This is a genomic window from Kribbella sp. C-35 (assembly GCF_046549195.1).
In the GTDB taxonomy this organism is placed as follows: Bacteria; Actinomycetota; Actinomycetes; order Propionibacteriales; family Kribbellaceae; genus Kribbella.
In genome coordinates, this window is record NZ_JAJPWG010000001.1 from 333,737 (window position 1) to 360,469 (window position 26,733).

Annotated in this window: 25 protein-coding genes; 13 read left to right on the forward strand and 12 right to left on the reverse strand. The window is 68.4% G+C overall.

Going from position 1 to position 26,733, the window contains the following annotated elements:
• Both ACLJOO_RS01655 and ACLJOO_RS01660 read right to left on the reverse strand, forming a co-directional pair.
• A complete protein-coding gene (locus ACLJOO_RS01655; protein ID WP_410784962.1) occupies nucleotides 1-3,222 on the reverse strand; it encodes a UvrD-helicase domain-containing protein in 3,222 nt (1,073 codons plus the stop codon).
• Nucleotides 3,222-6,440 (reverse strand): ATP-dependent helicase, encoded by a 3,219-nt coding sequence (locus ACLJOO_RS01660; protein WP_410784963.1) that lies wholly within the window; start codon nucleotides 6,438-6,440, stop codon nucleotides 3,222-3,224. Before ACLJOO_RS01660 ends, ACLJOO_RS01655 begins: the two co-directional genes overlap by 1 nt.
• 111 nt (nucleotides 6,441-6,551) lie before the next feature.
• On the opposite strand from ACLJOO_RS01660, the gene ACLJOO_RS01665 reads away from it, so the two are divergent.
• Nucleotides 6,552-7,457 carry a hypothetical protein gene (locus tag ACLJOO_RS01665; RefSeq protein WP_410784964.1) on the forward strand — a complete coding sequence of 302 codons (906 nt, stop codon included), beginning with the start codon at nucleotides 6,552-6,554 and terminating at the stop codon, nucleotides 7,455-7,457.
• Nucleotides 7,458-7,508: 51 nt separating this feature from the next.
• Here ACLJOO_RS01665 and ACLJOO_RS01670 read toward each other — a convergent pair whose 3' ends face one another.
• The 3 genes from ACLJOO_RS01670 to ACLJOO_RS01680 all read right to left on the reverse strand — a co-directional run bounded on the left by ACLJOO_RS01670 (nucleotide 7,509) and on the right by ACLJOO_RS01680 (nucleotide 8,991).
• On the reverse strand, nucleotides 7,509-7,805 hold the full coding sequence (locus ACLJOO_RS01670; RefSeq protein WP_410784965.1) for an MGMT family protein: 297 nt from the start codon (nucleotides 7,803-7,805) through the stop codon (nucleotides 7,509-7,511).
• A 9-nt stretch (nucleotides 7,806-7,814) separates the two neighbouring features.
• Nucleotides 7,815-8,654, reverse strand: a complete 840-nt coding sequence (locus tag ACLJOO_RS01675) for a TIGR03560 family F420-dependent LLM class oxidoreductase (RefSeq protein ID WP_410784966.1) — start codon at nucleotides 8,652-8,654, stop codon at nucleotides 7,815-7,817.
• Between the two features lie 70 nt (nucleotides 8,655-8,724).
• Entirely contained in the window at nucleotides 8,725-8,991 is a 267-nt protein-coding gene (locus ACLJOO_RS01680; RefSeq protein WP_410784967.1) for a DUF2277 domain-containing protein, read from the reverse strand.
• A 78-nt stretch (nucleotides 8,992-9,069) separates the two neighbouring features.
• On the opposite strand from ACLJOO_RS01680, the gene ACLJOO_RS01685 reads away from it, so the two are divergent.
• On the forward strand, nucleotides 9,070-9,711 hold the full coding sequence (locus tag ACLJOO_RS01685; RefSeq protein ID WP_410784968.1) for a TetR/AcrR family transcriptional regulator: 642 nt from the start codon (nucleotides 9,070-9,072) through the stop codon (nucleotides 9,709-9,711).
• Entirely contained in the window at nucleotides 9,708-10,493 is a 786-nt protein-coding gene (locus ACLJOO_RS01690) for a maleylpyruvate isomerase family mycothiol-dependent enzyme (RefSeq protein WP_410784969.1), read from the forward strand. The genes ACLJOO_RS01685 and ACLJOO_RS01690 overlap by 4 nt, the downstream gene beginning before the upstream one ends.
• Here the strand turns inward: ACLJOO_RS01690 and moeZ are convergent.
• The 3 genes from moeZ to ACLJOO_RS01705 form a co-directional block, all read right to left on the reverse strand.
• A complete protein-coding gene (gene moeZ / locus ACLJOO_RS01695) occupies nucleotides 10,490-11,680 on the reverse strand; it encodes an adenylyltransferase/sulfurtransferase MoeZ (RefSeq protein WP_410784970.1) in 1,191 nt (396 codons plus the stop codon). The two genes, ACLJOO_RS01690 and moeZ, sit on opposite strands and share 4 nt — an antisense overlap.
• Nucleotides 11,681-11,864: 184 nt before the next feature.
• Nucleotides 11,865-14,615 (reverse strand): Calx-beta domain-containing protein, encoded by a 2,751-nt coding sequence (locus tag ACLJOO_RS01700; RefSeq protein ID WP_410784971.1) that lies wholly within the window; start codon nucleotides 14,613-14,615, stop codon nucleotides 11,865-11,867.
• 63 nt (nucleotides 14,616-14,678) lie between these two features.
• On the reverse strand, nucleotides 14,679-15,593 hold the full coding sequence (locus ACLJOO_RS01705) for an alpha/beta fold hydrolase (protein ID WP_410784972.1): 915 nt from the start codon (nucleotides 15,591-15,593) through the stop codon (nucleotides 14,679-14,681).
• Nucleotides 15,594-15,635: 42 nt separating this feature from the next.
• Between ACLJOO_RS01705 and ligD the strand changes: the two genes are divergently transcribed.
• From ligD to ACLJOO_RS01730, 5 genes are all read left to right on the forward strand, one after another.
• Nucleotides 15,636-16,562, forward strand: coding sequence for a non-homologous end-joining DNA ligase (gene ligD, locus ACLJOO_RS01710; RefSeq protein WP_410784973.1), 927 nt, complete (start codon nucleotides 15,636-15,638; stop codon nucleotides 16,560-16,562).
• A 13-nt stretch (nucleotides 16,563-16,575) separates the two neighbouring features.
• On the forward strand, nucleotides 16,576-16,755 hold the full coding sequence (locus ACLJOO_RS01715) for a hypothetical protein (RefSeq protein WP_410784974.1): 180 nt from the start codon (nucleotides 16,576-16,578) through the stop codon (nucleotides 16,753-16,755).
• 128 nt (nucleotides 16,756-16,883) lie between these two features.
• On the forward strand, nucleotides 16,884-17,513 hold the full coding sequence (locus ACLJOO_RS01720; RefSeq protein ID WP_131467385.1) for a TetR/AcrR family transcriptional regulator: 630 nt from the start codon (nucleotides 16,884-16,886) through the stop codon (nucleotides 17,511-17,513).
• Between the two features lie 102 nt (nucleotides 17,514-17,615).
• On the forward strand, nucleotides 17,616-17,843 hold the full coding sequence (locus ACLJOO_RS01725; protein ID WP_410784975.1) for a DUF3107 domain-containing protein: 228 nt from the start codon (nucleotides 17,616-17,618) through the stop codon (nucleotides 17,841-17,843).
• Between the two features lie 159 nt (nucleotides 17,844-18,002).
• A complete protein-coding gene (locus ACLJOO_RS01730) occupies nucleotides 18,003-18,263 on the forward strand; it encodes a GlsB/YeaQ/YmgE family stress response membrane protein (protein WP_238154745.1) in 261 nt (86 codons plus the stop codon).
• 64 nt (nucleotides 18,264-18,327) lie between these two features.
• Here the strand turns inward: ACLJOO_RS01730 and ACLJOO_RS01735 are convergent, their stop codons facing one another.
• The gene (locus ACLJOO_RS01735) at nucleotides 18,328-19,008 is read right to left on the reverse strand and encodes a ferritin-like fold-containing protein (protein WP_410784976.1); all 681 of its coding nucleotides are present in this window, start codon (nucleotides 19,006-19,008) and stop codon (nucleotides 18,328-18,330) included.
• Nucleotides 19,009-19,259: 251 nt separating this feature from the next.
• Here ACLJOO_RS01735 and ACLJOO_RS01740 point away from each other — a divergent pair, with 251 nt between their 5' ends.
• Together ACLJOO_RS01740 and ACLJOO_RS01745 are read left to right on the forward strand one after the other, a co-directional pair.
• Nucleotides 19,260-20,972, forward strand: a complete 1,713-nt coding sequence (locus ACLJOO_RS01740; RefSeq protein WP_410784977.1) for a DEAD/DEAH box helicase — start codon at nucleotides 19,260-19,262, stop codon at nucleotides 20,970-20,972.
• Nucleotides 20,973-21,059: 87 nt separating this feature from the next.
• Nucleotides 21,060-22,004 (forward strand): DUF4349 domain-containing protein, encoded by a 945-nt coding sequence (locus ACLJOO_RS01745; RefSeq protein ID WP_410784978.1) that lies wholly within the window; start codon nucleotides 21,060-21,062, stop codon nucleotides 22,002-22,004.
• Here the strand turns inward: ACLJOO_RS01745 and ACLJOO_RS01750 are convergent.
• The gene (locus ACLJOO_RS01750; RefSeq protein ID WP_410784979.1) at nucleotides 21,998-22,753 is read right to left on the reverse strand and encodes a ParA family protein; all 756 of its coding nucleotides are present in this window, start codon (nucleotides 22,751-22,753) and stop codon (nucleotides 21,998-22,000) included. The genes ACLJOO_RS01745 and ACLJOO_RS01750 overlap by 7 nt on opposite strands.
• Before the next feature lie 62 nt (nucleotides 22,754-22,815).
• Here ACLJOO_RS01750 and ACLJOO_RS01755 point away from each other — a divergent pair, with 62 nt between their 5' ends.
• On the forward strand, nucleotides 22,816-23,691 hold the full coding sequence (locus ACLJOO_RS01755) for an alpha/beta fold hydrolase (protein ID WP_410784980.1): 876 nt from the start codon (nucleotides 22,816-22,818) through the stop codon (nucleotides 23,689-23,691).
• Here the strand turns inward: ACLJOO_RS01755 and ACLJOO_RS01760 are convergent.
• A complete protein-coding gene (locus ACLJOO_RS01760) occupies nucleotides 23,684-24,763 on the reverse strand; it encodes a hypothetical protein (RefSeq protein ID WP_410784981.1) in 1,080 nt (359 codons plus the stop codon). The two genes, ACLJOO_RS01755 and ACLJOO_RS01760, sit on opposite strands and share 8 nt — an antisense overlap.
• Nucleotides 24,760-25,287, reverse strand: coding sequence for an RNA polymerase sigma factor (locus ACLJOO_RS01765; protein WP_410784982.1), 528 nt, complete (start codon nucleotides 25,285-25,287; stop codon nucleotides 24,760-24,762). Before ACLJOO_RS01765 ends, ACLJOO_RS01760 begins: the two co-directional genes overlap by 4 nt.
• A gap of 278 nt (nucleotides 25,288-25,565) precedes the next feature.
• On the opposite strand from ACLJOO_RS01765, the gene ACLJOO_RS01770 reads away from it, so the two are divergent.
• A complete protein-coding gene (locus ACLJOO_RS01770) occupies nucleotides 25,566-26,285 on the forward strand; it encodes a hypothetical protein (RefSeq protein ID WP_410784983.1) in 720 nt (239 codons plus the stop codon).
• Complete coding sequence (locus ACLJOO_RS01775) at nucleotides 26,282-26,596, forward strand: hypothetical protein (protein WP_410784984.1); 315 nt, start codon at nucleotides 26,282-26,284, stop codon at nucleotides 26,594-26,596. Before ACLJOO_RS01770 ends, ACLJOO_RS01775 begins: the two co-directional genes overlap by 4 nt.
• Nucleotides 26,597-26,733: the final 137 nt, after the last annotated feature.

Below are 26,733 nucleotides of genomic sequence, written 5' to 3' on the forward strand. Positions count from 1 at the left end.
TCAGCCGTTCAGAAGTTGGATGAGTTGTTGCTTGTCGGGGAGGTTGTCCGGGCGGATGATGTCGGCGGTGCGGACGTAGTAGAAGGCTGCGGTTACGTGGTCGAGGGGGATGTTCATGAGTTCGGACCAGGCGACTCGGTAGATGGCCAACTGGAGGGGGTCGGCGGTTTCGCCTCGGGTGGTTTTCCAGTCGATGACGTCGTAGCCGCGGGAGCCGTCCGGGCGGACGATCTGGTAGACGGCGTCGATGCGGCCGCGGACGACCCGGCCGTCGAGCGCCAGGGCGAACGGGGCCTCGATCTCGTACGGCGTGGTGTCGCCGAACGGACCGTCGCGGAACGCGTCCATCAGGTCGGTGAGGTCGGTGTCGTCGACGATGTCCTCGTCCGCGGCGCCGGGAAGATCGTCGGGGTCGAGCAGCAGTTGCTGGCCGAAGTAGCTCTCCACCCACGCGTGGAACCGGGTCCCGAAACGCGCCGCCCGGTTGGGTTTGCGCGGCATCGGGCGGGCCAGCTCGGCGGCCAGACCGTCCGGGTCCTTCGCCAGCCGCATCAGCTGCGTCGCGGACAGCGCGGCCGGCAGCGCCACGTCGTACGCCTTCCGGCTCCGGCTTTCCCTTGCCTCGGACAACAATCGCTCGAGTTCCGAGTCCCAGCGCGCGACCGTCGCCTGCTCGTCGAGCAGCAGCGACTCCTCGTCCTCGATCGACGGACCTTCCGTGCGCGACAACTGCACCAGAGCAGCCGACTCCAGCCGTCGCTGGAACGAGTCCACGTCGTACGGCGTCGGCCACGGCGCCTGCGTCTGCTCGGCCAACTCGGGGTTCTCCGCGGTCAGCTCCGGCTGCTCCGCCCACTCGATCACACGCTCCCCGGCGTGCTTCTTCAACACCGAGAGGTACGGCGACGGGCCGCGCGGGCGCTTCTGCGTCGGACCCCACCAGTGCCCGGTCGCGACGAGCAGTTCCTTCGCACGCGTGAACGCGACGTACCCGAGCCGCCGCTCCTCCAGTGCGTTCACGTCCTTGCACTCGTCCGCGAAGGCCTTTAGCCCGGCGTTCGACAGGTCGTGGATGTCCGGCAGTGTGTCCGCGTCACCGCGCAGCGGCCACGGCAGCACCTTGGCGTTCGTCGTCCACTTGTCCCGCCCGCGGTCCGACGGGAACACCTTCGACACCAGCGTCGGCACGAACACGACCGGCCACTCCAGGCCCTTGGACCGGTGCGTGGTGAGCAGCTTCACCGAGTCGGCTTCACTCGGTACGGCGAGGTCGAGGCCGGCGGCGTACTCCTCCTCGGCCGCGAGGTACGCGAGCAGACCGTCCAGCGATCCGTCCGACTCGGTCGACACGAAGTTGCCCACGGCATCCAGGAACGCGGCGAGGTGATCGCGACGTCCGGCGTCGACGTGATCGGGTGTCGCGGTCAGCTCGACGTCCAGGCCGATCGTGCTGATCACCCGGCGGACCAGGTCGAGCAGCGGCTCACCCGCATGCGCGCGCAGCTCGCGAAGCTCGACCGACAACTCCTTGAAACGGGTCAGGGCCTCCGGCGCGTACGCCGACAGACCCGGATCGTCGACCGCCTCGGCGAGCGAGATGACCTCCGTCGAATCCATCCCGGCAACGGCCGCGTCGAGCGCGGCGACCAGGTCGTCCGCGGCTGGGCGTTCACCCGCGTCAGCCAAAGCGCGGGCCCGGTTGGCGAGGAGCGCGAGGTCGCGGTGACCGATTCGGTAGCGCGGGCCGGTGAGGATCCGGAGCATCGCCGCGTTCGCGGTCAGGTCGTTGACGGCTTGCAGGGTTGCGACGACATCGACGACCTCGGGGAGCGCGAGCAGACCGCCGAGGCCGACGACCTCGACCGGGACCTTGCGCGCGATCAGCGCCTCGTGCACCGCGCTGAGGTCGACGTTCGTCCGCATCAGGATGCCGATGTCCTTCCAGCGGCGGTTCCGGGTGCGGTGCGCGGCGACGATCGCGTCGGCGACCCACTCGATCTCCTGCGAGCGGGTCTCGAACAGCCCGACCGTGATCGCGCCCTCCGGAGCGTTCGCCGGGGCCTCCAGCGGGATGACGCCGGGGTGCTGCTCGTAGAGCTCGGCAGCGTGCTGGTTGGCGGCCGCAAGAATGCGACTGCCGCAGCGGCGGTTGACGCTCAGCACATACCGCTGAGCCGGCGACCCATCGGCCTGTGGGAAGTGCTCTGGGAACTCGTCCAGGTTGGCAACGGAGGCACCGCGCCAGCCGTAGATCGCCTGGCACGGGTCGCCGACCGCGGTCACCGGATGGCCGCGCCCGTCGCCCGCAGCGAACAGTGCGGTGAGCATCCGGCGCTGCGAAACGGACGTGTCCTGGTACTCGTCGAGCAGCACGACCTTGTACCGCGACCGCTCGACGGCGGCGACCTCCGGGCACTCCTCGGCGAGCCGCGCGCCGAGCGCCATCTGGTCGGCGAAGTCGACGACGCCGCGCTCCCCCTTGTACGCCTGGTACTCCTCGACGAGCTGCAGGATCTCCCCACGCTTCAACGCGGTCTCAGCGAGCTTGCGCACCTCCACCGTCTGCTTGCGCGCCGCCGCGACCTCCTGCCGTACGGCGTCGTCGTGGTCACGGATGTCGTCGGGACGAAGCAGGTGATCCGCGAGCTCGCCGTCGAGAGCGAGCAAGCTGTTGACGAGCGTCGGCACGTGATGCGAGGCGAACCGGATCGGCCCGGCGGACCGCCGTACGACGCGACCGGCCAACTGGAATCGGGTGGCGTCGGCGAGCACGCGGGAGTCCGGCTCGAGGCCGAGCCGGAGGCCGTGCTCCGCGATCAACGTGCCGGCGAACGCATGGTACGTCGACACGACGGGTTCACCCGGCTCCTCGGGCTCCCAGTTGGGGATGTTGCTGCGTAGGTGCGCGGCCAATATCGGGTGCTGGTCCTTCGGCAGCGTGGATCCGAGGACACCGGCCTTCGTCAGGTCCTCGCGGATCCGGACGTCGAGCTCGTTCGCCGCCTTCTTGGTGAAGGTCAGCCCGAGCACTTCCTCCGGTTTCACCTGCCCCGTGCAGATCAACCACACGACGCGGGCCGCCATCGCCGTCGTCTTCCCCGACCCGGCGCCCGCCACAATCACCCCCGGCGCCAACGGAGCGGTGATGGCCGCCAACTGCTGATCCGAGAACGGGATCCCCAACAGGTCGCACAACTCGGCCGTGGACCGTAGCTGAACCATCAGACGATCTCCCGGCCTTCTGGCTGGATGGGGCAGAGGGCGCGGGCTTCGCAGCGGTTGCAGCCGTCGTTGCGCTGGGCGGTGAAGTGTTCGGTGCGGATCATCGACTCGGCGTCGTCGACCGCTTCGTCGAGCCAAGTGCGGCCGTCCTCCGAAGCTTCCAAAGGCCCTTGGTGCTGGACCTTCGGGAAGCCGCCGTTGTCGTCGTGGCGGAGCTGGACGAGCTCAGCTCCGCCGGCGACCGCCTCCTCGCCGAGCTTCTTCAGCTGCCGCGAGTTGATCGCACGCTGGTAGATCGCCAACTGCACGTGCCGCTCCAGCGCCGGCTTGGTCGGAATGTTCCGCCCGGTCTTCAGGTCGACCACCCGGACCGTGCCCTCAGGATCCGTTTCGACGCGGTCCATCCGGCCCTTGACCCGAACCGCGGGGTGTTCCTCGTCCGGCAGCAGTACGTCGAAGTCCACCTCCGTCCCCACCAATGTCCGGTCCGGCCGCCCCTGGTGCCACGCGACGAACCGCCGCAACGCCTGCTCCGCCTCGACCCGCTCCCGGTCCGAGATCCACGCGGACTCGAACTCGAGCTGCGTCCACACCTTGTCCAGCCACCCGTTCAGCTCGTCGACCGACGGCGGCAACGTCCCGGTCGCAACGGCATCGGCGAGCGTGTGCAGCACCATCCCGAACCCGATCGCCGACGTACTCGGCGTCTCCCCACCGGCCCGCCGGGTCAGGAACCACCGCAACGGACAGTCGACGATCGTCGTCAATGCACTTCCCGACAGAGGGACGGGTTGCGAGGGATCCGCGATCGGCCGCACCGACTCGGTCCGCTCCCGCACGCCCCACCACCGCGACGGATCAGCCGTCGGCACCAAGGGCTGCTCCCGGTCGTCGACAGCCGAAGCCAACAAAGCCAACCGGTCCGCCGCGACCCGCTTCAACGCCGGCGACGACGCCGGATCCGCCAGCACGCACCGCAGGTCCGCCACCAGCCCCGGCAACGACAACGGCCGCCGTGGCCGCCCGGCGACCAGTTTCAAAGGAATGTCCAGCTCGGCAAGGAATCGGGACGGTTGATCACCGTCGGCCTCGGGCGCCTGTACGGCGGTCACGATCAAGCGCTCTCGCGCCCGCGTGATCGCGACGTAGAACAACCGTCTCTCCTCGGCCAGTAACGCGCCCGCCGACAACGGATCGATCAGCCCGTCAGGCCCCAACCGGTCCGGCTCGAGCAATGATCCGCGCCGCCGCAGGTCAGGCCACTGTGCCTCTTGCACGGAAGCGACCACCACAAGCCGCCACTGCAGGCCTTTGGACCTGTGCGCCGTCATCAGTTGTACGCCGGCCTCGCGGTACGTCCCGTCGAACCGGTTGTCCCCCGCGATGTCCAGCGACTCCAACTCCGACAGGAACGCCGAAACCCCCTTGAACCCGACCTGCTCTTCCGCCCGGCCGGCCGCATCGAACAACGCGCACAACGAATCCAGATCCCGGTTCGCGACCCGCGCGGTCTCACCGCCCGACGTGGCCTGCCCGCGCAACCGCCGCAACCAGGGCGACTCCGACCACAGCGACCACATCACCTCGTCCGGCGCCGCGCCCGCGGTGACGATGTTCCTTGCCTTGAGCAACCGCTCGCCGAGCGCCGCGAACCGCGCCTCGGCCGGTGACGCCTCCTCGTCGAGCAGCAACGGGTTCAGCATCGCCTCCCGCAACAACTCGTCCGACGATCGCGGCAACCGCAGCCCGCCCGCCGCGTCCCGATCGCGCCGGCGGAGCACCCGCGCCAACCGCCGCAACTGCCCCGCGTCCATCGCGCCCAGCGGCGACAGCGCCAACGCCCGTACGACATCGACGGTCAACGTCTCCGGGTCGGCCACCGCTCGCAACGCCAGCAACATCGGCCGTACGGCGGGCTCACGCGACAACGGCAGCTCGTCGCCCGCGACGTCCACCGGAATACCGGCCGCCGCCAACGCCCGACGCAGGGGTGGAATCGAACGGCTCCCGGACCGAACGAGCACCGCCATCTCGTTCCACCCGATCCCGTCCTGAACGTGCGCGCGCCGCAGCAGGTCCGCGATGTGCTCGAGCTCCGCGCCGCTCGTCGAGTACAGATTCGCTTCGACCTTTCCCGGACCGAAGACACACGACGAGGCATCCGGGTTCCGGAAGCGTTCGAACGTGTCCCGATCGAGCGACCCCGGTACGCCGAGCCGGTTGACGACGTTGCGCGACACGCGTTGCAGCGTGGTCCCGAAGCGTCGCGTCGTACCCAAAGCGATCTGGGCCGCCTCCGCGCCGTCGCGGGACCGGAACTCGTCGGTGAACCGCAGCAGGCCGCGCACGTCCGCCCCGCGGAACGTGTAGATCGACTGGTCCGGATCGCCGACCACGACCAGGTCGCGCCCGTCGCCCGCGATCGCCTGCAGCAGCTTCGTCTGGCCGGGGTCCGTGTCCTGGTATTCGTCCACGAACACCGCTTTGAACTCGGTCCGCAGCTTCGCCTGCACCTGCGGCTGCTGCGCCAGGATCACCGCACGATGGATCAGCTCGGAGTAGTCCAGGACCTGTTCGTGGTCGAGGATCTGCAGGTACTCCTCGAAGAAGTCGCCGACCGCGACCCACTCGGCCCGCTCCGCCGACCGCCCGATCGCGGACAGGTCCTCCGGGTCGAGACCCAACTGCCGCGCCTTGCCGATCACCGCCTGCACCTCGTCGGTGAACCCGCGCGTCTTCAACGCCGGATGCAGACTGCCCGGCCAGTGCACCGCACCGACCTCACGACTTCCCGACAACGCCTCGCTCAACCGCAACGACTGCTCCGGGCCGGACGGCAGTCGCAGCGGTACGTCGAACGCGTCGGCCGGCGTGAACCGGCGCAGCAACGCGTAGCAGAAGGAATGGAACGTCATCGACGGCATCACCCGCGTCGTCCGCCCGAGGCGACCGGTGATGCGATCCCGCAGCTCGGTCGCCGCCTTCCGGCCGAACGTCAGCACGAGCACCTCGTCCGGACTCAGCCCACGATTGCGAACCCGGTCGACGACGGCCTCCACCAACGTCGTCGTCTTCCCGGTGCCGGGACCCGCGAGCACCAGCAGCGGTCCGCCCGGGTGATCCACCACGGCTTGCTGGTCGGCATCGAGGACAGGGGCCTCCGCGCTCCGGCGCTCCTCCCGGACCAACCGGTACCGGGACCTCTGTCTGCTGACCACCGCCCTATCTCAACAGACCCCACCGACGTTTTCCGAATGGGGCACTCCGTAACTTTTCCACTTCGCTCCGCATCGAGCATCTCGTCAGCACAGCGAATGAAGGAGCACCGAATGAGGACGATGCGGCGTACTGCCGCCCTCCTGGGGGCGGCTGTTCTACTGGCAGGTCTCGGTACCGCCACTGCCACCGCAGCAAATCCGAAGGTCCAGTCGATCTGCTCGCTGGATCTCGGCTCGATCACCGCGCAAGGCACCTACGTCGACCAGGTCCTGTCCGCCGCGAGCCCGCCGGTCGCGAGCGAACGCCGGGTCGGCCCGCAGGTCGCCGAGCCGGGGGAAACGAAGGCCAGTGCGACCTGGGAGTTCTCGTACGACAGCCACGACGGCATCGTCGACCGCGGCTACGCGATCTACGGCACCTGGCTCTACAGCACGCTGATCGCCCGGCCGCCGGACGGACCGTGGTGGGGTCGCGGCAACATCCAGGACGGTATGGGCGACTTCACGCAACTGGCCCGGTCCGGCTATCCGAAGGGCGCCGACCCCGACCGCGAGTACCTGTACGGGCTGCGCAACGACGGTGTGCTGTTCCGCTGGAAGAAGGACAACGTCAACGGCTTCCAGGCGCCCGGTTCGTACGCCGGGTTCTCGGCCGTGAAGACCATGACGCTGATCAGCCAGACGGCGACGTACGACACCTTGCTGGCGACCACGAAGGCCGGCGCGCTGTACACGATCCGGATCCCGGTCACGTCGCCGATGAAGCCGGTGGTGACGGTCGTCCGCTCGTCGACCTGGCAGGGGTTCGAGGCGATCGTCGCGGAGAAGTGCGGCACCCAGAGCACGCTGCTCGCCGCGATCGACCGGGACAGCGGGTCGGCGTACCTGTACGCCGTCGGTCACGCCAACGGAACCGCCACGGTCATCCAGGGCCTGGGTAAGGTGCCCGCGACGTTCAACGACCCGGTCTACTTCCTGCGCACCTCGCAGGCAGGCACACCGCTGAACGGCGAGTAGAAGACCATCGGCGGCGCGGGGACCCGGGGCGGGGTCGCCGCGTCGCCGATGTCATTCCTGTGGGGCCCAACGGACCTGGCGTAGGTTCACGCGACCGTTGGTGATCCGCACGCCGTCCGAGCGCAGCAGGTGCAGTTGCTCGTCGCCGACCTCGTCGGCCGGTACGCCGGACGCTCGGATCACCCGCCACCACGGCACGCTCGCGCCGTACTCGCGCATGATCGCCCCGACCTGCCGCGGTCCGCCCTGCCCGACGTACTCCGCGATGTCGCCGTACGTCGCGACGCTGCCCTCCGGGATCGACTCCACGGCCTGCAGCACGGCCTCGACGTACTCCTCCCTGTCCACAGGGCAAATCTAAGCGAGGGGAGCAAGTGCCTTCGCGAGCGGCTCCAGGACGGACGGCGGCGCGTCCAGCGGGAGGTTCATGATCACCAGGTCGACGCCTGCCTCGCCGTACGCCGCGGCCTCGGCGACCGCCTTGTCGAGCGGGCTGTCGGGGTCGATGCGGACGTTCACCGAGCAGGTGATCTCGTTGACGTCGCGACCGACCTCCTCGCAGCGCTGGACGAGGACATCCTTGAGTGCCTTCCACTCCTGCGGGTTCGGGACGATGACGTTCCACTGCTGCGCCCACTTGGCGACCGCTCGGAGCGTCCGGTTCGGGCCCTTGCCGCCGATGGTGATCGGCGGGTGCGGCGTCTGCACCGGCTTCGGGTTGCAGTACGCCTCGGTGAGCTTGATGTACTTGCCGTCGAAGTTCGCAACCTTCTCGGTGAGCAGCGCGATCATCGCCTGCGTGCCCTCGTCGAACCGGTCGAAGCGCTCCTTCAGCCCGTACAGCTCGATGCCGTACGCCGCGGTCTCCATCTCGTTCCACCCGGCGCCGATGCCGAGCTCGAGACGGCCGTTGCTGATGATGTCCGTGGTCGCGGCCATGTTCGCGAGCACGGCGGGATGCCGGTAGATCATCCCGGTCACCTGGCAGCCGAGCCGGATCCGCGACGTCGCCTGCGCGAGCGCGGCCAGCGTCGTCCAGGCCTCCAGGTTCGGCCCCTGCATGTCACCGCTGAGCGGATAGAAGTGATCCCAGTGCCACGCGGACTCGAAGATCTCGAACTGATCCGCCGCGACCCACACGTCCCGCATCTGCTGCCAGGTGGTGTGCTCCGGCCTGGTCTTAACCGCGAACCGCATCCGCGCCTCCCTCAGGGCAACCAACTAGGGTAACCGTTTCCCAAGGGGAGACACTACTCCGCGCGAATGGTCAGTCGAGGCCGAGGCGGGCGCGTACTTCGGGGCGGCGTAGGGGCGGGACGGTTTGGGGTGGGTTGCGGCGGGCGGGCATTTCCTCGAGGAGTTGTTCGGTGATGCGGGCGACCTCGGCGGCGGCGCGTTCGATGGGGGCGCGGGTGGTCGCGCTCAGGGAGCCGACTCCCGTCACCTTGCGGACGTACTGCAACGCGGCCGCGTAGATCTCCTCGGAGGTCGCGGACGGCTCGAGTCCCCGGAGCACGGTGATGTTTCTGCACATGCCATAAAACAGTACGCGCGACCGGGGACAACCTACGAGGTATTGACATCCCTAATGCCGTTAGGTTTTCCTCATGATATGAGCACTACCGCGCCGGACCGCCGTACCCGCCGTCGTCAGCAGACGATCGGCGAGATCCTCGACGTCGCCATCGAGTTGATGGAGGCCGAGGGGGTCGCGGCGCTGAGTCTGTCCGCGGTGGCCCGGCGGCTCGGCATGCAGCCACCGTCGCTGTACCAGTACTTCCCGTCGAAGATGGCGATCTACGACGCTCTCTTCCAGCGGGGGGCCGAGCTGTTCCTGGCCGCGCAGCGGGACGCGATCGCGGCCGCGACGACGGACGACGTCGTGGAGATGCACCTGATCGGCACCACCGCGTTCGCGCGGTGGGCGATGCAGAACCCGATCTATTCACAGCTGTTGTTCTGGCGGACGATCCCCGGGTTCGAGCCCAGCGCGGAGGCGTTCGCGCCGGCTCAGGAGGCGCTCGGCGACCTGCGCCGGCACCTGCAGGCGGGAGTGGACGCGGGCCGGCTGCACGCGGACGCTGCGAGCGAGGAGGGTCTCGCAGTGTTCACGTCGATCACGGCCGGAGTGCTGTCGCAACAGATGGCGAACGAGCCGGACGCGACCTTCGAGACGGGGCGGTTCAGTCGGCTCTTCCCCGTCGTACTCGAGATGTTCTACCAGCACTATGCACCTAGCAGGGGGACGAAATGACTGCAGTACTAGCGGAACAGATCGGGCGGGCCGACCGGCCGCAGTGCCGGATCCACCGGGATTCCGAGCTCCAGGCGTGGCATGCGCTGCTCGCGTCGATCGAGGGGGACGAGTGGCAGCGACGTACCGTCTGCGACGCCTGGGACGTCGCGGACATCGCCGGCCACTTGATCGGGCAGGCGGAGGACGTGATCAAGCCGACCTCGTTCCCGCGGCGGTGGCTCAAGAACAAGCGGGCGTACCCCGGCGTGCAGCGGTTCGACGCGCACATGATGGTGCAGGCCGACGAACACCGCGGTACGCCGCCTGCCGAGCTCCGGGTGCTGTTCGACCAGGTCTGGGCGAAGGCGACCCGGAAGATCTCGAGCGCTCCGGAGTTGTTCCGGCGGCTATCGATGCAGGTGGATCCGGCGCCCCGGATGTCGTTCGGCTATGTCCAGGACATCCTGCTGGCGCGGGACCTGTGGATGCATCGCGACGACGTGTGCCAGGCGCTCGGACGACCGTTCGATCCGGGGCCGTACGCCGAGGAGCTGATCGCTCAGGTCGTCTACGACCTGGAGACTTCCGGGCCGTTCTGGGGTGAGCGGCCGGCCGTCGTCCTCGAGCTGACCGGGCCGGGAGGTGGGACCTACTTGCTGGGGAGGGGTGAGCCGGTGGGTCGCGCCGCCGTGGACGCGGTCGGCTACATGCGGACGCTGTCCGGGCGTGACGACGCCCCGGCGGTTTCGGGTGATCCCGTCGCCGCCGAGGCGATCGCGTCCTGCCGGATGCCGTTCTAGTACGAGGGCTGGCTCGGGTCGATCTGGTCGACCCAGGCGACCACGCCTCCGCCGACGTGCACCGCGTCGGAGAAGCCCGCGCCCTTGGCGATCGCGAGCACCTCGGCGGAGCGGACGCCGGACTTGCAGTGGAAGACCAGCTGCTTGTCCTGCGGCAGCTTCTCCAGCGCCACACCGGTCTGGAAGTCCGCCTTCGGGATCAGCACCGAGCCCGGGATCTTGTTGATCTCGTACTCGTTCGGCTCCCGGACGTCGATCAGCACGAAGTCCTTCTCGCCGTTGTCCTTGAGCTTGATCCACTCGCTGAGCTGCTTCACCGAGATCGTCGAGCCGACGGCCGCGTCGGCCGCTTCCTCGGTGATCGCGCCGCAGAAGCTCTCGTAGTCGATCAGCTCGGTGACGGTCGGGTTCTCGCCGCAGATCGCGCAGTTCGGGTCCTTACGGACCTTCAGCGCACGCCAGTTCAGGTCGAGCGCCTCGTAGATGTTCAGCCGGCCGAGCGACGGGTCGCCGATACCGGTGAGCAGCTTGATCGCCTCGGTGACCTGCGCGGCGCCGACGGACGCGCAGAGCACGCCGAGGACACCGCCCTCGGCGCAGGACGGGACCATGCCGGGCGGCGGGGGCTCCGGGTACAGGCAGCGGTAGCACGGGCCGTGCTCGGCCCAGAACACACTGACCTGGCCGTCGAAGCGGAAGATCGAACCCCAGACGTACGGCTTGCCGAGCAGCACCGCGGCGTCGTTGACCAGGTAGCGGGTGGCGAAGTTGTCGGTGCCGTCGACGATCAGGTCGTACTGCTCGAAGATCTCGAACACGTTGTCGTTGTCGAGGCGCACCTCATGCAGGACGACGTTGGTGTTCGGGTTGGTCTCGAGAATCGAGTCCTTGGCCGACTGCGCCTTCGACTTCCCCACGTCGGACTGCCCGTGGATGATCTGGCGCTGCAGGTTGGACTCGTCGACGGTGTCGAACTCGACGATGCCGAGCGTGCCGACGCCGGCGGCGGCCAGGTAGAGCAGCGCGGGGCTGCCGAGACCGCCGGCGCCGATCACCAGCACCTTGGCGTTCTTCAGCCGCTTCTGCCCGGCCATCCCGACCTCGGGGATGATCAGGTGCCGCGAATACCGCCGCACCTCGTCAATCGTCAGCTCGTCGGCCGGTTCGACCAGCGGTGGCAGTGACACGTGTCGGCTCCTCAGGAAGACGTCGGACGGGATCTCCGGTTTTCAACCATCTGTCCCTCCTCCATGTTCCCGCACTATCCCAACTGCCCCCGCCGGAGTCCACATCCCGGTCCCCGCGTCTCACTTTGAGCACCCATCAACCATTTCGACGGCCGAATTCTGGTTGGTGGGTGCTCAAAGAACTTCAGTCGTTGTCGGTGATGGTGGCGATGAGGGTGGTGGGGAGCTTGAGAACGGCGCCGTCGATCTGGATGATCAGCGCGGTGAAGGTCTCGGCGGGCTCCTTGAGCTTGTCGTCGAGGATCCTGACCTGGAGCTCACCGGTGGTCTTACCCGGTTCGACAGATCCCTCGATGGTCCGGTCGGCGGAGCCGGTGCCGTCGTCGTTGACGCTGCGGTAGTCCTTGCGGATCACCGCCGTACCGTCCTTCAGGACGCCGGAGAAGCTGACGTACTTGGCGCTCGGCGCGGACAGCTTGACCGGGAAGCTCACGACGCCGGCCTTCTCGGTCGCCTTGAGGTTGCCGACTGTCAGCGTCGGCGTCGGGTCGTCGTCGATGACCAGACCGTGGCCGAACGACTCGTCCAGCAGCCCGTCGTGCGGTGCCGAGAGCACCAGGCTGAACGGCAGGTCGTAGCTGTCCCGGGTGTTCGCCGTGATCGGCACGGTCACCTTCTGCCGCACCTGCCCCGGCTTGAAGACCAGACGCTGCGCAACGCCCCCGACGGACTCGCCGAGCTCGCCGTTCGTCTCGACGTACACGCTGACCGGTCGGATGCTCGGCCGGGACATGCGCACCCAGAAGTCCACTGTGTGCGTGCCCTTGTCCCCCTCTTTCACAGTGACGCTGGACGCGGACAGCTTGGGCAGGAGCACCGCAGGTGCCGACAGCCCGAGTCCGGGCGACGAAAAGCCCAGATCACTCACGTACGCCGACCCGCTGGCGACCCTGTCCGTCCGCAGCTCCACAGCACGCACGTCGCGCAGGTCCACGCCCTTCAGCGACGACACTGGGATGCGGACTGTCCGCAGCAGGTTCTTCGGCAGACCGATGGCGTTGTTGCCCGGCATCCGCACCAGCGCGTCGCTGACCGCAGACACCGGCACTGCTGCCGCCCGTCCGTGCCCGTCGACCACCCGGACGCTCAAGTCGGTCTTGGGCGCGCCAGCCGGGTCCGGGGCGGCGCGGAACGTCAGCGCCGCAAACCGCCGTACGTCACGCTGCCCAGCAGGTACGTCGACGCGTACTACCCCGTTGGCGCCTGTCCACTTCAGCTTCGTGACCGCTGTGGTCGGCGTCTGAGCGGCAAACCACGCGGTGTCCCAGTGCGGCGCATTGCCCCAGTCCTCGGTCTCCATGCACGTCGGCACACCCGCCCGCCTGGCCGGACCGCTCACACCCGCGCACACAGTCGCAGACAGCTTGCCGCTGACGGCGCCCTTAGGCAGCGCCTTGTCGAAGTGGTTCAGGTCCCGCCGCGAGCCCAGCGGCGCCTGTGACACCACTCGTACGACGGCCTTCCCAGCGGACGCCGCCCGCGAGTCCGAGCCGTCGAACTGCGCCAGGAACTGCGTCTCGTGGCCCAGCTGCAGCCGGAAGAACCCAGCGACGTACGCCGTACCGACCGCCTGCTGCTGCTTCGCCGTCAACCGGCCCGCGTACTTCGCTCCGCACGGCGACTCCTTCTCGTCACCGAACCAGTCGTCGTTCGACGGAGCGACCGACTGACCAGGGGTCCATTCGGTGTTGAAGAAGTTGTGATTGGCACCCAGCACCGTGACGGTGGACCGCGGCGCGAGGTCACCGCCAACGGAGTACCTGGTGTCGTCGTAGAACTTCTGGCCCTGCAGATCGGACACGTCACCGTCGCAGTACGGCAGTACGACGCTCATCGCCACACCGGGCACCGTGGCTCGCGCGAAGTCGGTGGGAGCCAGCGGAAGCACTGCGCGGATCCCGTACTGGCCGCCGCGGTCAGCGTTGAGCACGGCGGCCCGGGCGACGCCCTCGCCACCACGTGAGTGCCCCATCAGGCCCACGTTCTGCAGGTTGATCTTGCCGACGAAGCGGGTACCGAACGGACCGCCGCCGATCGTCGACCACTTCCGCCACAGTGCGAGGTGGTCCAGGATCAGTTCGGCCCGCGCCTGTGCGCCGGCGTCGTACGCTTCGCTGTCCCAGCCGTTGATCGCGTTGGCGCTGATCGAGACGACCTGGTACCCATTGCTGGCCAGCGCGGTCGCCGGACCGTCGTACCCGCGGTAGCTGGGGATGGGCTTCATGCCGGGCGGACACGGCCACGGCTTCTCGTTGTCGGACGGGTTGGTGGGTTCGCCGTAGCAGACCTCGTGCCGGCCGTGCAGGAAGACCACCAGCGGCCGCGAGCCTACCGCGCCACGTGGCGAGTACACCTTCCCGCGGAGCTCAGAACGGTGCTTGAGACCTGGCAGGTACACGGCCTCGTCACCCAGGTTGTACTCGGCGGTGTCGACCTTGTACTTGCCCAGCGCGCCGGGATCCGACGGCAGCAGCGGACCACGCCGCGCCTTCAGCCAGTCGGCATCGGTCGGTCCGGCGGTGCCGATGCTCCGATTCCTGCCGGCCTCCTTGCCGAGGTCCCCGGACCAGACCAGGCGGACGTCGCGCGCTTTCAGCACCGCCGGATCGGTGCTGATCAGTGTCAGCGTCCTCCGGTCCGGCGACTGCTTCGCGACGCCGAGCGGCGTGCCGTCGACCTCGAGCAGCGGCAGCGATGCGCGCATCGGTGCGGGTGCGTCGAGGTGCAGGGTGAGTTGATATCCGCTGGCAACAGGCCGGACGTCCCATTGGTTGCTCTGAGCAACGACCGGCGGTGCGGCGGTCGCGGTCAGAGGCCCCACACCAAGGAGTACGGCGATCCCCAACGACAGATTTCGGGCGGTTCTGCCAATCACGCGCCCAAGTTGACCTGACGCTCCGCTCAGTCGTGTCTCAGCCGGGCTTCGGATTCGACTCGATCAGGCGATCAGCTGACGGAACGCCCGCGCCACCTGATCCGGGTGCTCCATCTGCGCGACATGTCCCGACCGCGGCAGGTAGAGCAGGCGCGCGTTCGGGAAGGTGCGCTGAGCCTTGGTACGGATCCGTGCGTCGACCAGCCGGTCCTTGCCGCCGTAGATCAGCAGCACCGGGCACTCGACCGTTGCGGCGTCGGCCCAGAGTGATCTGCGCGGTCTGGCCAGTGACGAGCGCAGGATGCTCCTTGCCGCCTCCACGGTGGCCTGCCGGACCCACGGGTCGGTGTCCCGCCGGTGCAGCTCCTCCTCGTACGCCGCCCGCACCTCAGGCGCCAGCGACCGCGGGTCCCCGAACACCATCGCCAACGACGCCTGGAACCGCTGCTCGAACGGCAACCGGTACGTCCGCTCCAGTACGGCGGGACCGAGCCGGGGCGTCGCCAACGCGGTGAACCACAGCGCACTCGCCGACACCCGTGGATGCGGCAGTGCGGGTGACACGAGCGTCAGCGACGCCACCAGGTCGGGACGCTGCGCAGCCAGCGCCACAGACGAGGCCCCGCCCATCGAGTTCCCGAACACGTGCACCGGCCGGTCGTACTCGCGTTCCAGCAGCTGGATCAGCACGTCGGCCTGCTCCGAGATCCCGGGCACACCAGAAAGCGGCGTACGACCGAAACCCGGCAGGTCGGGAGCGATGCCCCGGATCGTGTCGTTGAGCATCAGGCCGAGAGCGGTCCAGTTCAGCGACGACCCGCCCAGGCCGTGGACGAACAGAGCGGGCGGCAGGTCCGGTGCCGCATCCGGCACGTCTCTGACCAGCAGCTCCACCCCTGCGACCGGCACCCGCCGCTCCGGCCACTTCTGCAGTTCCACGGGTACGGCGTCCCCGGTTACTGGCCCGTAACTATCCACAGCACCCATGTTAGGCGTCCGTTCAGGTGGAGACTGGGACGCATGGCGGGAGCGCAGCAGCAGCTGACGACCGAGGTGGATGGGCAGACCATGAAGCTCACCAACCTCAGCAAGGTCCTGTATCCACAGACCGGGTTCACCAAGGCCGAGGTCATCGACTACTACCACCAGGTGGCCGCGTTGCTGCTGCCGCACCTGTCCGACCGGCCCCTGACCCGCAAACGGTGGCCAGACGGGACCGCAGCGGCGTACTTCTTCGAGAAAAACGCCCCCCGCGGTACGCCGGCCTGGGTACGGACCGAGACGCTGCCTACGCCCGGTAGCTCGACGGGCCGCGACGAAATGAGTTTCGTGGTCTGTGACGACGTACAGACCGTGGTGTGGCTGGCCAACCTGGCCGCACTCGAGCTGCACGTCCCGCAGTGGCGGATCGGGCTGTCCGACCAGGGCCAGGACCCGCAGGCGGACCTGATCGTGTTCGACCTGGACCCGGGGCCAGGAGCGAGCATCGTCGAGTGCTGCGACGTTGCGCTGGCGCTGCGGCAACTGCTGGGCCACTACGGCATGGAGGGCTGGCCGAAAACGTCCGGGAACAAGGGGATGCACCTGTACGTCCCGATCGAACCGGCGTCGTCCAGGCAGACCAGCGCGTTCGCCAAACAGCTGGCCGAGCAACTGGCGGAGGCGTTGCCGGAGAACGTGACCGCCAACATGACCAAGGCACTGCGGCCCGGCAAGGTGTTCATCGACTGGAGCCAGAACGCCAGCGCGAAGACCACGCTGGCGCCGTACTCGCTCCGCGGGTCCGACGAACCCCGGGTGTCCACCCCGATCGACTGGGACGAGGTGGCATCCGCCACGTCACCGGAGGACCTCAGGTTCCTCCCGCACGACGTCCTCGCCCGGATCGAGGAGTACGGCGACGTACTGGACGGGCTGTACGACGACCCGCAGCCGCTACCTACCTGACCAAGGAGGCGACATGACCGATACCGATTTCGAGGGCCCGGACTACGACCCGGCCTTCGACGCCGAGCACGACACCGATCAGGACACCGACGAGGACGAGTCGGAGCCCGACGTACCCACCGATGCCAACCCGGCGGACGTGGAGGAGCAGCGCCGCGAGGTGGGCGACTCAGGAGAGGACGACTACCGCTGACAGCTACCACGATGGAACGCGGTTCGGCGGGGAAGCTACTGGCGGGGAGGACTGCTGGGTAGGATTCGGGGAACGACCTGGCGGCCGACGCAGACTGCCGCCGGAGCGCACCCTCGAAGGAGCCGACCGTGTCGACGACACCGGAGACCGCACCCAAGCGTGGCAGCCGCCTGCCCCGGCTCGCCCGTCGCGCGCAACTGCTCGAGGCTGCCCAGGAAGTCTTCGTCGCGAACGGGTACCACGCCGCCGCGATGGACGACATCGCAGACCGGGCCGGCGTGTCCAAGCCTGTCCTCTACCAGCACTTCCCCGGGAAGCTGGAGCTGTACCTGGCGCTGCTGGACACCTCGTGCGACGCGATCGTCGCCTCCGTGCAGGACGCGCTGAAGTCGACCGAGGACAACAAGCTCCGGGTCGCGGCGACGATGCACGCGTTCTACGACTACGTGGCGAACGCCCAGGGCGCCTTCCGGCTGGTGTTCGAGTCGGACCTGACCAACGAGCCGGCCGTCCGGGAGCGCGTCGACCGGGTCACCCACGCCTGCGCCGAGGCCGTTTCCGAGGTGATCAGCGCCGACGCCGGCCTCAGCCGCGAGCAGTCGATGGTGCTGGCCGTCAGCCTGGTCGGCATGGCCCAGGTCAGCGCCCGCTACTGGCTCGGCGCCGGCGACCCGTCGTTCCCGCAGCAGCAGGCCGCCGACCTGGTCGCGTCGCTGGCCTGGCGCGGCATCCGCGGCTTCCCGCGCACCGACACCTGAGGTTCTGCTTTGGGCGGACGGATGAGGGCTGGGGTCCGCTAGCGGATAGGCTCGAAGCGTCACCGGCGAGAGTCGCCGGTCGGAGCGTGCCCGGAGGGTTTCGTGGAGGTCAAGATCGGCGTGCAACACGCCAATCGTGAATTGGTTCTGGAGAGCGAGCAGACTCCGGAAGAGGTCCAGGAACTGGTGGCGGCGGCGCTCACCGGCAAGTCCGGTCTGCTGGAGCTGGCCGACGAGAAGGGCCGCAAGGTGCTGGTCCCGGCCGACCGGCTCGCGTACGTCGAGATCGGCGAGGTGTCGACTCGCAAGGTCGGATTCGGCGCGATCTGATCGCGTTCCGGACACAGTCGCGCGTGTCCCGGTTGCAGAGCGCCACTCACAGGGCACGATTGCGGTGAGACCTGCGCCTAACTGGTCTGGTTGTCACGGGGCACCGGGCCGGCGCAGGTTCACCATCCCCCACAAGGAGGAACCGTGTACTGGGTCTGGATGATTATCGTCAGCCTCATCGCGGGCATCATCTTCGGGCCGTTGGCCCGGGCGGTGCTCCCCGGCAAGCAGAACATCAGCCTCGGCTGGACCATCCTCGGCGGCGGCATCGGCGCCTTCATCGGTGGTCTGATCGCCAAACTCCTCGGTGTCAAGGACACATCGGGCCCGGACTGGATCCAGTACCTGATCCAGATCATCTGCGCCGCGATCGTGGTCGCGATCATCTCCTCACGCAACAGCAAGACCAAAGCCGCCTAACCTCAGGCATCACCAAACGGCCGCCGCCCCACCAGGGGCAGGCGGCCGTTGCCCTGTCCGGGACCTAAGCCTGGAGGCCCAGTGCCGTCATCCGGGCGGTGTGGGCCTCGGTCAGGCGGGTGAGCATGCGGCCGATGGCGGCCAGGTCCAGGCCGGGGCGGTCCACGCTGCCGGCCAGCAGAGCGGCCAGGGAGTCGCGGTCGGCGGCGATCCGCTGGGCCTGGCTGAGCGCCTCACCCACCAGGCGGCGGCCCCACAGCGCCAGCCGGCCACCGAGCTTCGGGTCCTCGTCGATTGCCGCCCGGACCCGGTCCACCACGAATTCGGCCTGACCGGAGTCGGCGAACACCTCGAGCACCAGGCCCCGCGTCTCCGCGTCCACGAACGACGCGATCTCCCGGTAGAAGTCGTTGGCCAGCCCGTCCCCGACGTACGCCTTGACCAGGCCCTCGAGCCAGTCGGACGGGGCGGTGTGGTCGTGGAAGGCGTCCAGCGGGGTGACGAACGGCGTCATCGCCTCCATGGGGTCCACCCCGAGCGCGACCAGCCGGTCCCGCAGCTGGACGAAGTGCCCGAACTCGGTGGTCGCCAGTGCGGCGAGCTCCGCCTTGTCGTTCAGCGTCGGCGCCAGTTTGGCGTCCTCGGCCATCCGTTCGAACGCGGTCAGCTCGCCGTACGCGAGCACTCCCAGCAGATCCACCGCCGCGGCCCGGTAGGCGGGATCATCAAAGGCCGTCTGCTCCATGCCCGGCACCCTATCGGGCCGCGCGGGACAGTGGCGCATGCCACACGAAGCGGCGTTGACAGCCGCTGCGGTTACACTGGTGAGCGATTCGCCGGTGACGCGCCCAGATGGGCAAGCTGGTGCGAGGTGCTTGCACAGTGTCCCCGCGCCTCACGATCGGGGCTTTCCAGCCCCAGGCGCCCGGCCACTGAGCATCTGTCCGCACAAGCATGTGAGAGGCGATCAGCCTGACCACCTTCCGAGAGCTCGGGGTGCTCCCCGAGATCTGTGACGCGCTCGATCGCGTCAACATCATCGAACCCTTCCCGATCCAGGAGATGACTCTCCCGGTGGCCCTGATGGGCACCGATCTGATCGGGCAGGCCCGCACCGGCACCGGCAAGACGCTCGGTTTCGGCATTCCGTTGCTGCAGCGCACGATCGCGCCGCACGAGGCGGACTACGACGAACTGGTCGCGCCGGGCAAGCCCCAGGCCCTGGTCGTCACCCCGACCCGGGAACTGACCATCCAGGTCGCCAAGGACCTCGAGACCGCCTCCACCGTCCGCACCGTGCGGATCCTCAAGGTGTACGGCGGCGTTGCGTACGAACCGCAGCTGGACGCGCTGAAGAGCGGCGTCGACGTCGTCGTCGGTACGCCGGGACGCCTGCTGGACCTGGCGAACCGGGGCGTTCTCGACCTCGGCCACATCAAGGTCCTGGTCCTGGACGAGGCCGACGAGATGCTCGACCTCGGCTTCCTGCCCGACGTCGAGCGGATCCTGCGCAAGACGCCGGAGCTGCGCCAGACCATGTTGTTCTCGGCAACCATGCCGTCGGCCGTGATCGCGCTGGCCCGCACCCACATGCGGCACCCGCTGAACATCCGGGCGGAGTCGCACGAGGACACCCAGATGGTGCCGACCACGGCACAGTTCGTCTACCGGGCGCACGACCTGGACAAGCCCGAGGTGGTGGCCCGCATCCTGCAGGCCGACGACCGCGGCCGGGTGATGATCTTCTGCCGGACCAAGCGCGAGGCCTCCCGGCTCACCGACGACCTGCAGGACCGCGGGTTCAAGGCGGCCGCGATCCACGGTGACCTGAACCAGCAGGCCCGCGAGCGGGCGCTGACCCGGTTCCGTGGCGACAAGATCGACGTACTGGTCTGTACCGACGTCGCCGCGCGGGGCATCGACGTCGAGGGCGTCACGCACGTCATCAACAACACCTGCCCCGAGGACGAGAAGACCTACATCCACCGGATCGGCCGGACCGGGCGCGCGGGGGCGAGCGGCATCGCCGTCACCTTCGTCGACTGGCCGGACCTGACCCGGTGGAAGGTGATCAACAAGGCGCTCGACCTGCCGTACGACGAGCCGCAGGAGATCTACTCCACCTCGCCGGAGCTGTACCACGACCTCGGCATCCCGTCGGAGGCCAAGGGCCGGATCCGTGCGGCGCGGGACGCGAAGGAGAGCCGCGAGCCCCGTGAGTCGCGGGAGCCTCGTGAGTCGCGGAGCTCGCGCGACGGGCGGTCCGAGGGTGAGCGTGCGGCCGCGAAGAAGCGCAACCGGACCCGGAAGCGCACGCGCGCCGGTCAGCCCGTCGAGGAGCTCGCCGACGTCACCACGAAGACCGAAGTGCCGGCCGTGACCGAGGCTCCGGAGGAGGTGCCGGCGCCCAAGGCCCGCAAGCGCACCCGCACCCGGAAGACCGCGGAGTCCGTCGAGTCCGTGGAGACAAAGGCGGTCGAGGCTCCGGCCGAGGCAGCCGTCGAGGCGCCTGTCGAGGCTGCTGAGGAGAAGAAGCCGGTCAAGCGGACGCGGACGCGCAAGACCGCCGCGGCGAAGGCGCCCGTCGAGGCCGAGGAGACTCAGCCGGCGGACGAGAAGCCGGTGAAGCGGGTCCGGGCGCGGAAGGCGACTGCGCCGGCCGAGCCGGGCACCGCTCCGACGACGCCGATCTTCAGCGCGCCGGAGTGAACGTCACCTAATGGTGATCTGAAGCTGCAACACCCAGCCCCACGTGGGCCGTCCTAGGGCGGTAGATCACGAGAGAGGGGCTGGGTGATGAGGCGGATCAGAGCGGTAACAGCCGTGGTGGCTGTCGTGGGGGTCATGGTGCTGGCCGGTTGTGGTGCCAGCGGCAACGACAGCTCGACCAGCAGCGGTGCGCCGGCCGCGAAGCAGGACTCCGGCACAGGTGAGTCGGCCGGCAACGCGAAACCGCAGGCACCGTCCGCAGGCAAGACGGACTCAGGAGCGGGCGGCGGCAACGAGCAGCCGGCGATCACGCGGGCGATCATCAAGAGCGGCTCGCTGGCCGTCGAAGGCGACGACGTCTCCGGCATGCGGCAGAAGGCCGTCGCCGCGATCGGCAGCCTGGAAGGTCAGGTGGCCTCCGAGGACACCGGCAGCGACTCCGACGGCAAGATCACCCGGTCGAACCTCGTTCTCAAGGTTCCGACCAAGTCGTTCGAGACCGCGATCCAGCGGCTCTCCGACCTCGGCAAACGCACGCAGATCCATCAGGAGTCGACCGACGTCACCGAGCAGGTGGTCGACGTGGCCAGCCGGATCGAGTCCCAGCGCGCCAGCCTGGACCGGATGCGCGCGCTGATGGCGAAGGCGAACACGATCGGCGAGATCGTCTCGGTCGAGAGCGAGCTCACCCGCCGTGAGGCCGACCTGGAATCCCTGCTGGCCAAGCAGAAGAACCTGTCCCTGCAGACCGATCTCGCGACGCTCACGCTGACGCTGACCGAGAAGGGCAAGCCTCCGGCGATCAGCGAGCCGAAGGAGGACAAGGGCTTCGTGGCCGGTCTGAAGAGCGGCTGGAACGCGTTCACCGCGGCGTTTTCCGCGATCGCGACCGCAGTCGGCGCGATGCTGCCGTTCCTGGTGCTGCTGGCGATCATCCTCCTGCCGCTGTGGCGCTTCCGGAGCAAGCTGCGTCGGCAGCCGTCGGCTGTGCCGGTGACAGGGCCGCCGCCGGCGCCCAACAGCGGTCAGTGATCGAGTAGGGCGCCGGCCAACGCCCGGTAGGCCTTCGCACCGGGCGAGGCCGGCGCCGTGCTGAGCACGGTCTCGCCGATGGCGGGCGCCTCCGCGAACCGGATCGACTTCGGGATCGCCGGCTGCAGCACGTCCAGCTCGTACGTGTCCGCGATCGTCTCGAGGACGGTACGAGCGTGTGTGGTGCGTCCGTCGTACAGGGTCGGGAGCACGCCGAGCACTCGCAGGCTGGGGTTTGCCAGCCGCTGTACGTCGTGCACGGTGTCGAGTAGTTGCCCTACGCCACGATGTGCCAACGTCTCGCACTGCAAGGGAATCAGGACGTCGGACGCCGCGGACAGCCCGTTCACGGTGAGCAGGCCGAGCGTCGGTGGGCAGTCCACGATGATCCAGTCGTACGACGTCCGCAGCGGGCGCAGCGCGGTCCGCAGTACCTGCTCCGGACCGCTCTCCCGGGCCAGCTGTACGTCGGCGGTCGCCAGCGCGATCGTCGCGGGCAGCAGGTCCGGGGCGTCGTCCAGCTCGATCAGTACGTCGCGGGCGCGCACACCGCCGAGCAGGACGTGGTGGATCGACTTGTCCAGGTCCTCGGGGTCGATGCCGACCGAGAACGTCAGACAGGCCTGTGGATCCAGGTCGACCAGCAGCACCCGTTGGCCGAGCTCGACCAAGGCAGCGCCGAGAGTGGCGACGGTGGTCGTCTTGGCGACGCCGCCCTTCTGATTGGCGACCGCGAGAGTGCGAGGCACCCGGCCATTGTGCCGTACTGCGGAACGCCTGTGGTCCATTGGAGCGGTTACCCTCTTTACTTGTGAGTACGCCGCGTACGTTGACGCTGCCCGACGGGGTACGCCCCGAGACGCTTGAGACCGACCGTGGTGCGTTCGCCACGCTGACCGCCGTACCGGACCTCGGTACGCCGCTGGGCACGGTCCTGCTCGTGCCGGGGTGGACGGGGAGCAAGGAGGACTTCACTCCCCTGGTCGACCACCTGTGCCGGTACGGGTGGCGCACAGTGGCTGTCGACCAACGTGGTCAGTACGAGACCACAGGTCCGTCCGACAAGTCGGCGTACTCGCTGGCGGAGCTGGGCGCGGACGTGGTGGCGATGAGCAAGGCGCTGGGCGGGTACAGCCAGCTGGTCGGGCACTCGTTCGGCGGGCTCGTAGCGCGTGAGGCGGTGCTGACGGACCCGTCGGTGTTCTCGACGATCAGCCTGCTCTGCTCGGGACCGGCCGCGTTCACCGACGAGGGGACGGTCCAGAGTCTGCAGATGCTCGCGTTCGGGCTGGAGAACCTGCCGATCGAGCAGGTGTACGACATGAAGCTCGACCACGACAGCAAGGCCCCCGGGTACGTCGCTCCGCCGGAGGACATCGCCGCGTTCCTGCGGAAGCGGTTCACCGGCAACGTGCCGACCAGTCTGGCCGAGATGACTCGCCGGCTGACAGACGCGGAGGACAAGACCGATCAGCTCGCGAAGTCCGGCGTACGCGTGCAGGTGCTGCACGGAGCCACCGACGACGGCTGGCCGCTCCCGGTGCAGCGCGCGATGGCTGCAGGGCTCGGGGTGGAGGCGGAGGTCATTCCCGACGCCGGTCACTCACCTGCCATCGACCAGCCCGCAGCGACCGCCCGCTTCCTCGTGGACTTCTTCCACGACTACCCGAGCCTGGTGACTAGCTGACCGGTCGCACCTGCGGAATCACCTGGATCAGGTCGAGTCCGACCGGGGTGAGCGCAGCCTTCACCTCCGGCGTGTACGCCACGAGCGAGACGGTGGCGCGACCGCCGTAGATCCCGGCACCGCCTGCGCCGTAGATGCCGAGCGTCTTGTCGTTGCTCATCGCGGTGCCGAGTGCGTCGGTCACGCGCTGGGTGTCGGACCGGCTCAGCAGGACGGGGACGACGCAGTAGTTCCCCTGGTACACCTTCTCGAAGGCCTCCCGGAACACGGAGGCGTCACCGTGCGCGATACCGATCAGGATCACCACGGGCGCGCCGCGGCTGGTGCCGTTCGGGTACCGGAAGATCGGGCCGTCGACCTGGGCAGCGTGCGCGGCGAGGAACTTGTTCACAGCGTTCGACAAGATGTTGCTCGGCTTGGACTTCCAGCCGCCGGGCGGGACCGGACACTCCAGCTCTTTCTGTGCCGGGTAGGGCAGCTGCTTCTCGGCCGACTGCTCTTCGACGTCGATCGCGCCGCCGCGCCAGATGCCGGTGACCGCCGCGGCACCGACGCGGACGCCCTTGATCGTCTTGATCCCCGGGACCTTGTCCAGGTCCAGGCCGTTGAGCTTGACCGCGAACTCGTCGGGGCAGCTCGGGGCCGGCTCCTTACCGGGCGGGTAGCCGATGGCAGGGACGGGCAACTGCGGGCAGAAGACGGGCGTCTTGCCCGGGGCAGCGACGATCTGGCCGCTCACCTGCACCTTGTCCCCGGGCTTCACCAGGAGGTCATCGTTGCCTTGAGCAAACGTCCGCGAAGTACCGCCGTTCGGCGTACCGCTGGCGGGGGCACTGGCGACGGGACTGGCCGGGGCATCGGCTGTCGGGGACTTCGGGTTCGGGAGTACGGCGATGACGCCGGCCGCGACCACCGCCACACTGGCCGCGGCGAGCGCCGGCACCCAGCGACGGTGCTTACGGCCGCCGCTCAGCATGTACTCGAGATCAGGCTCCGGCGGCGCCTCCTGATCAGCCCGCCAGCGAGCCCCAGCGCGGGTCAACAGGTCGTCGACTTCATCGGTCTGCTTCATTCGGTCACCTCCAGGAGGGTGCGGAGTCTGTTGCGGGCGTCGGAGAGGGTGGATTTCACGGTGCCTTCGGAGCAGCCCATGACGGCGGCGGTGTCGGCGATCGACAGGTCGGCGAAGTAGTAGCAGTCGACCGCGAGCCGCTGCCGCGCCGAGAGCGACATGATCGCGTGGTCGACATCCATCCGGGCGTCGAGATCCGGCCGCGACACCGGGCCGCTCGTGGCCTCGTCGATCAAGTACAGGTTCCCCGGACGTGTCCGGCGTACCGCTTTCCGGGCCTGATCCGCCGTGATCGCGAGCAGCCAGGCAGACGGCGTACCGCGGCTCGCGTCGTACTGCGACCGCTTCGCCCAGGCCCGCGCGAGCGCCTCCTGCACGATGTCGTCCCGATCCGCCCCGACTGCAAGCCGCCCCGCCAACCGAGCCATCGCCACCAGATGCGGCCGCACCCACGCGACGAACCCAGGCCCGTCCCCCGGCGGCCCCTGCACCCCCACCACCGGCTCACCCGTCATCGTCGGCATACCTTCTCTACCCCCGATCGACCCACCCGGTTGGGTCCTACCCGCATTTCAACGACCCCACCACCCCAAGGTCACCACCCCCACCCATTCCGTAACCCACCCGAGTTATCCACAGATCCAAATTTCCCACCCCACAGCCCAGCGCAGCTTCCCTACGGTCGAAGAACAGCCCACCCGACCAGGGAAACCAGATGCCATGCGCCCCAGACCTCCCACCCACCCCAAAATCCCTCCACGAGGCCCTCAACAACACCCGCCCCCTGATCTGGGGCGACAAGATGGGTTCAGCAGACGAAATCGCCCACAAGTACGGCGCCGACGCGACGCAGCGGAGCCTCTCGATGATCGGACGGGTTGTCGCGGTGGAGCCAGCGGTCACCAACCAGTTCCTGGACTCACTCCCACCGGGTGCCTCGCCGTACCAGCTGAATCGAAGGGTGAAATCGCCGGAGTCGCTCGCTCGCAAGATCGCGGACTGGGAGCAGGTCAACGATCGCCTGGCGATCGACGACCTCCTGCGCTACACCGTGCTGACCGGCCTGTCCGACGAGGTGGTCGCCGCCGCCCGGCGGACTGTGGATTCGCTCAACGATCGCGGCTGGCGGGTCCGCTACGCGATGCACTCTTATACCGAAGGTTCGCGGTACAAGGGACTTCACGCGCATCTCTCGGTTCCAGGCTCACCCCGCGTCGAGATCCAGTTCCACTCGGCCGCCTCGGCGAAGGTCAAGGAGCTGACAACCCCGTGGTACGAGATCGAGCGCAGCACGACGGCAACGGCCGAGGAGCGATCGGAGGCACGGCAACGGTGTTGTGAGGCCTCGGCGACCCTTGAACTACCCCGAGGCATCGACGGGCTCACACGGTTGGGCGGGCAGCGCGTCAAGGTGAAGAACTACAGTCAGTATCGGATGCCGGCTGGGCAGCCCGCACCGAGCAGCGCGCCACAGGCGCCGCACCCCACAAGGATCGAGAGAAACGGCGGGATCGCGCGATGAGGCTCTACCTGGTCAAAGACGAGGAGGAGCGCCTGGTCTGGGTGGCGGCGCTCGCACACGAGACGATGTACGCGTACGTCGCCAACACGGGAAAGTTCCACGACAACAACGCTCTACGCAATGACTTCTACATGGTCCGGCGCTTCACCTACGAGGAGATCGGTCCCGCCGAAGCCAGGCGGTTGATCGCGCAGGGAATCGGCACCCTCAACGAAATCGACCACCCCAACGCCCTCGTCAAGTGGCGTGCCGATCCGAAGCCACTTGCGCCCGCCGATGTCCTTTCCATGGCGGCCGGCTCCAACGGCTAGCGCTCCGGCCGGTGCTCGGTACGGGGGACCTTGGGAACTGTAGTTTTGTGCGGTGGAGATGATCTCGGCTTGGTGTTTTCCTACGCCTGATGTTGTTAAGACGGGGAACAATCCGGCTGTTTGGGATCAGTTGGGTG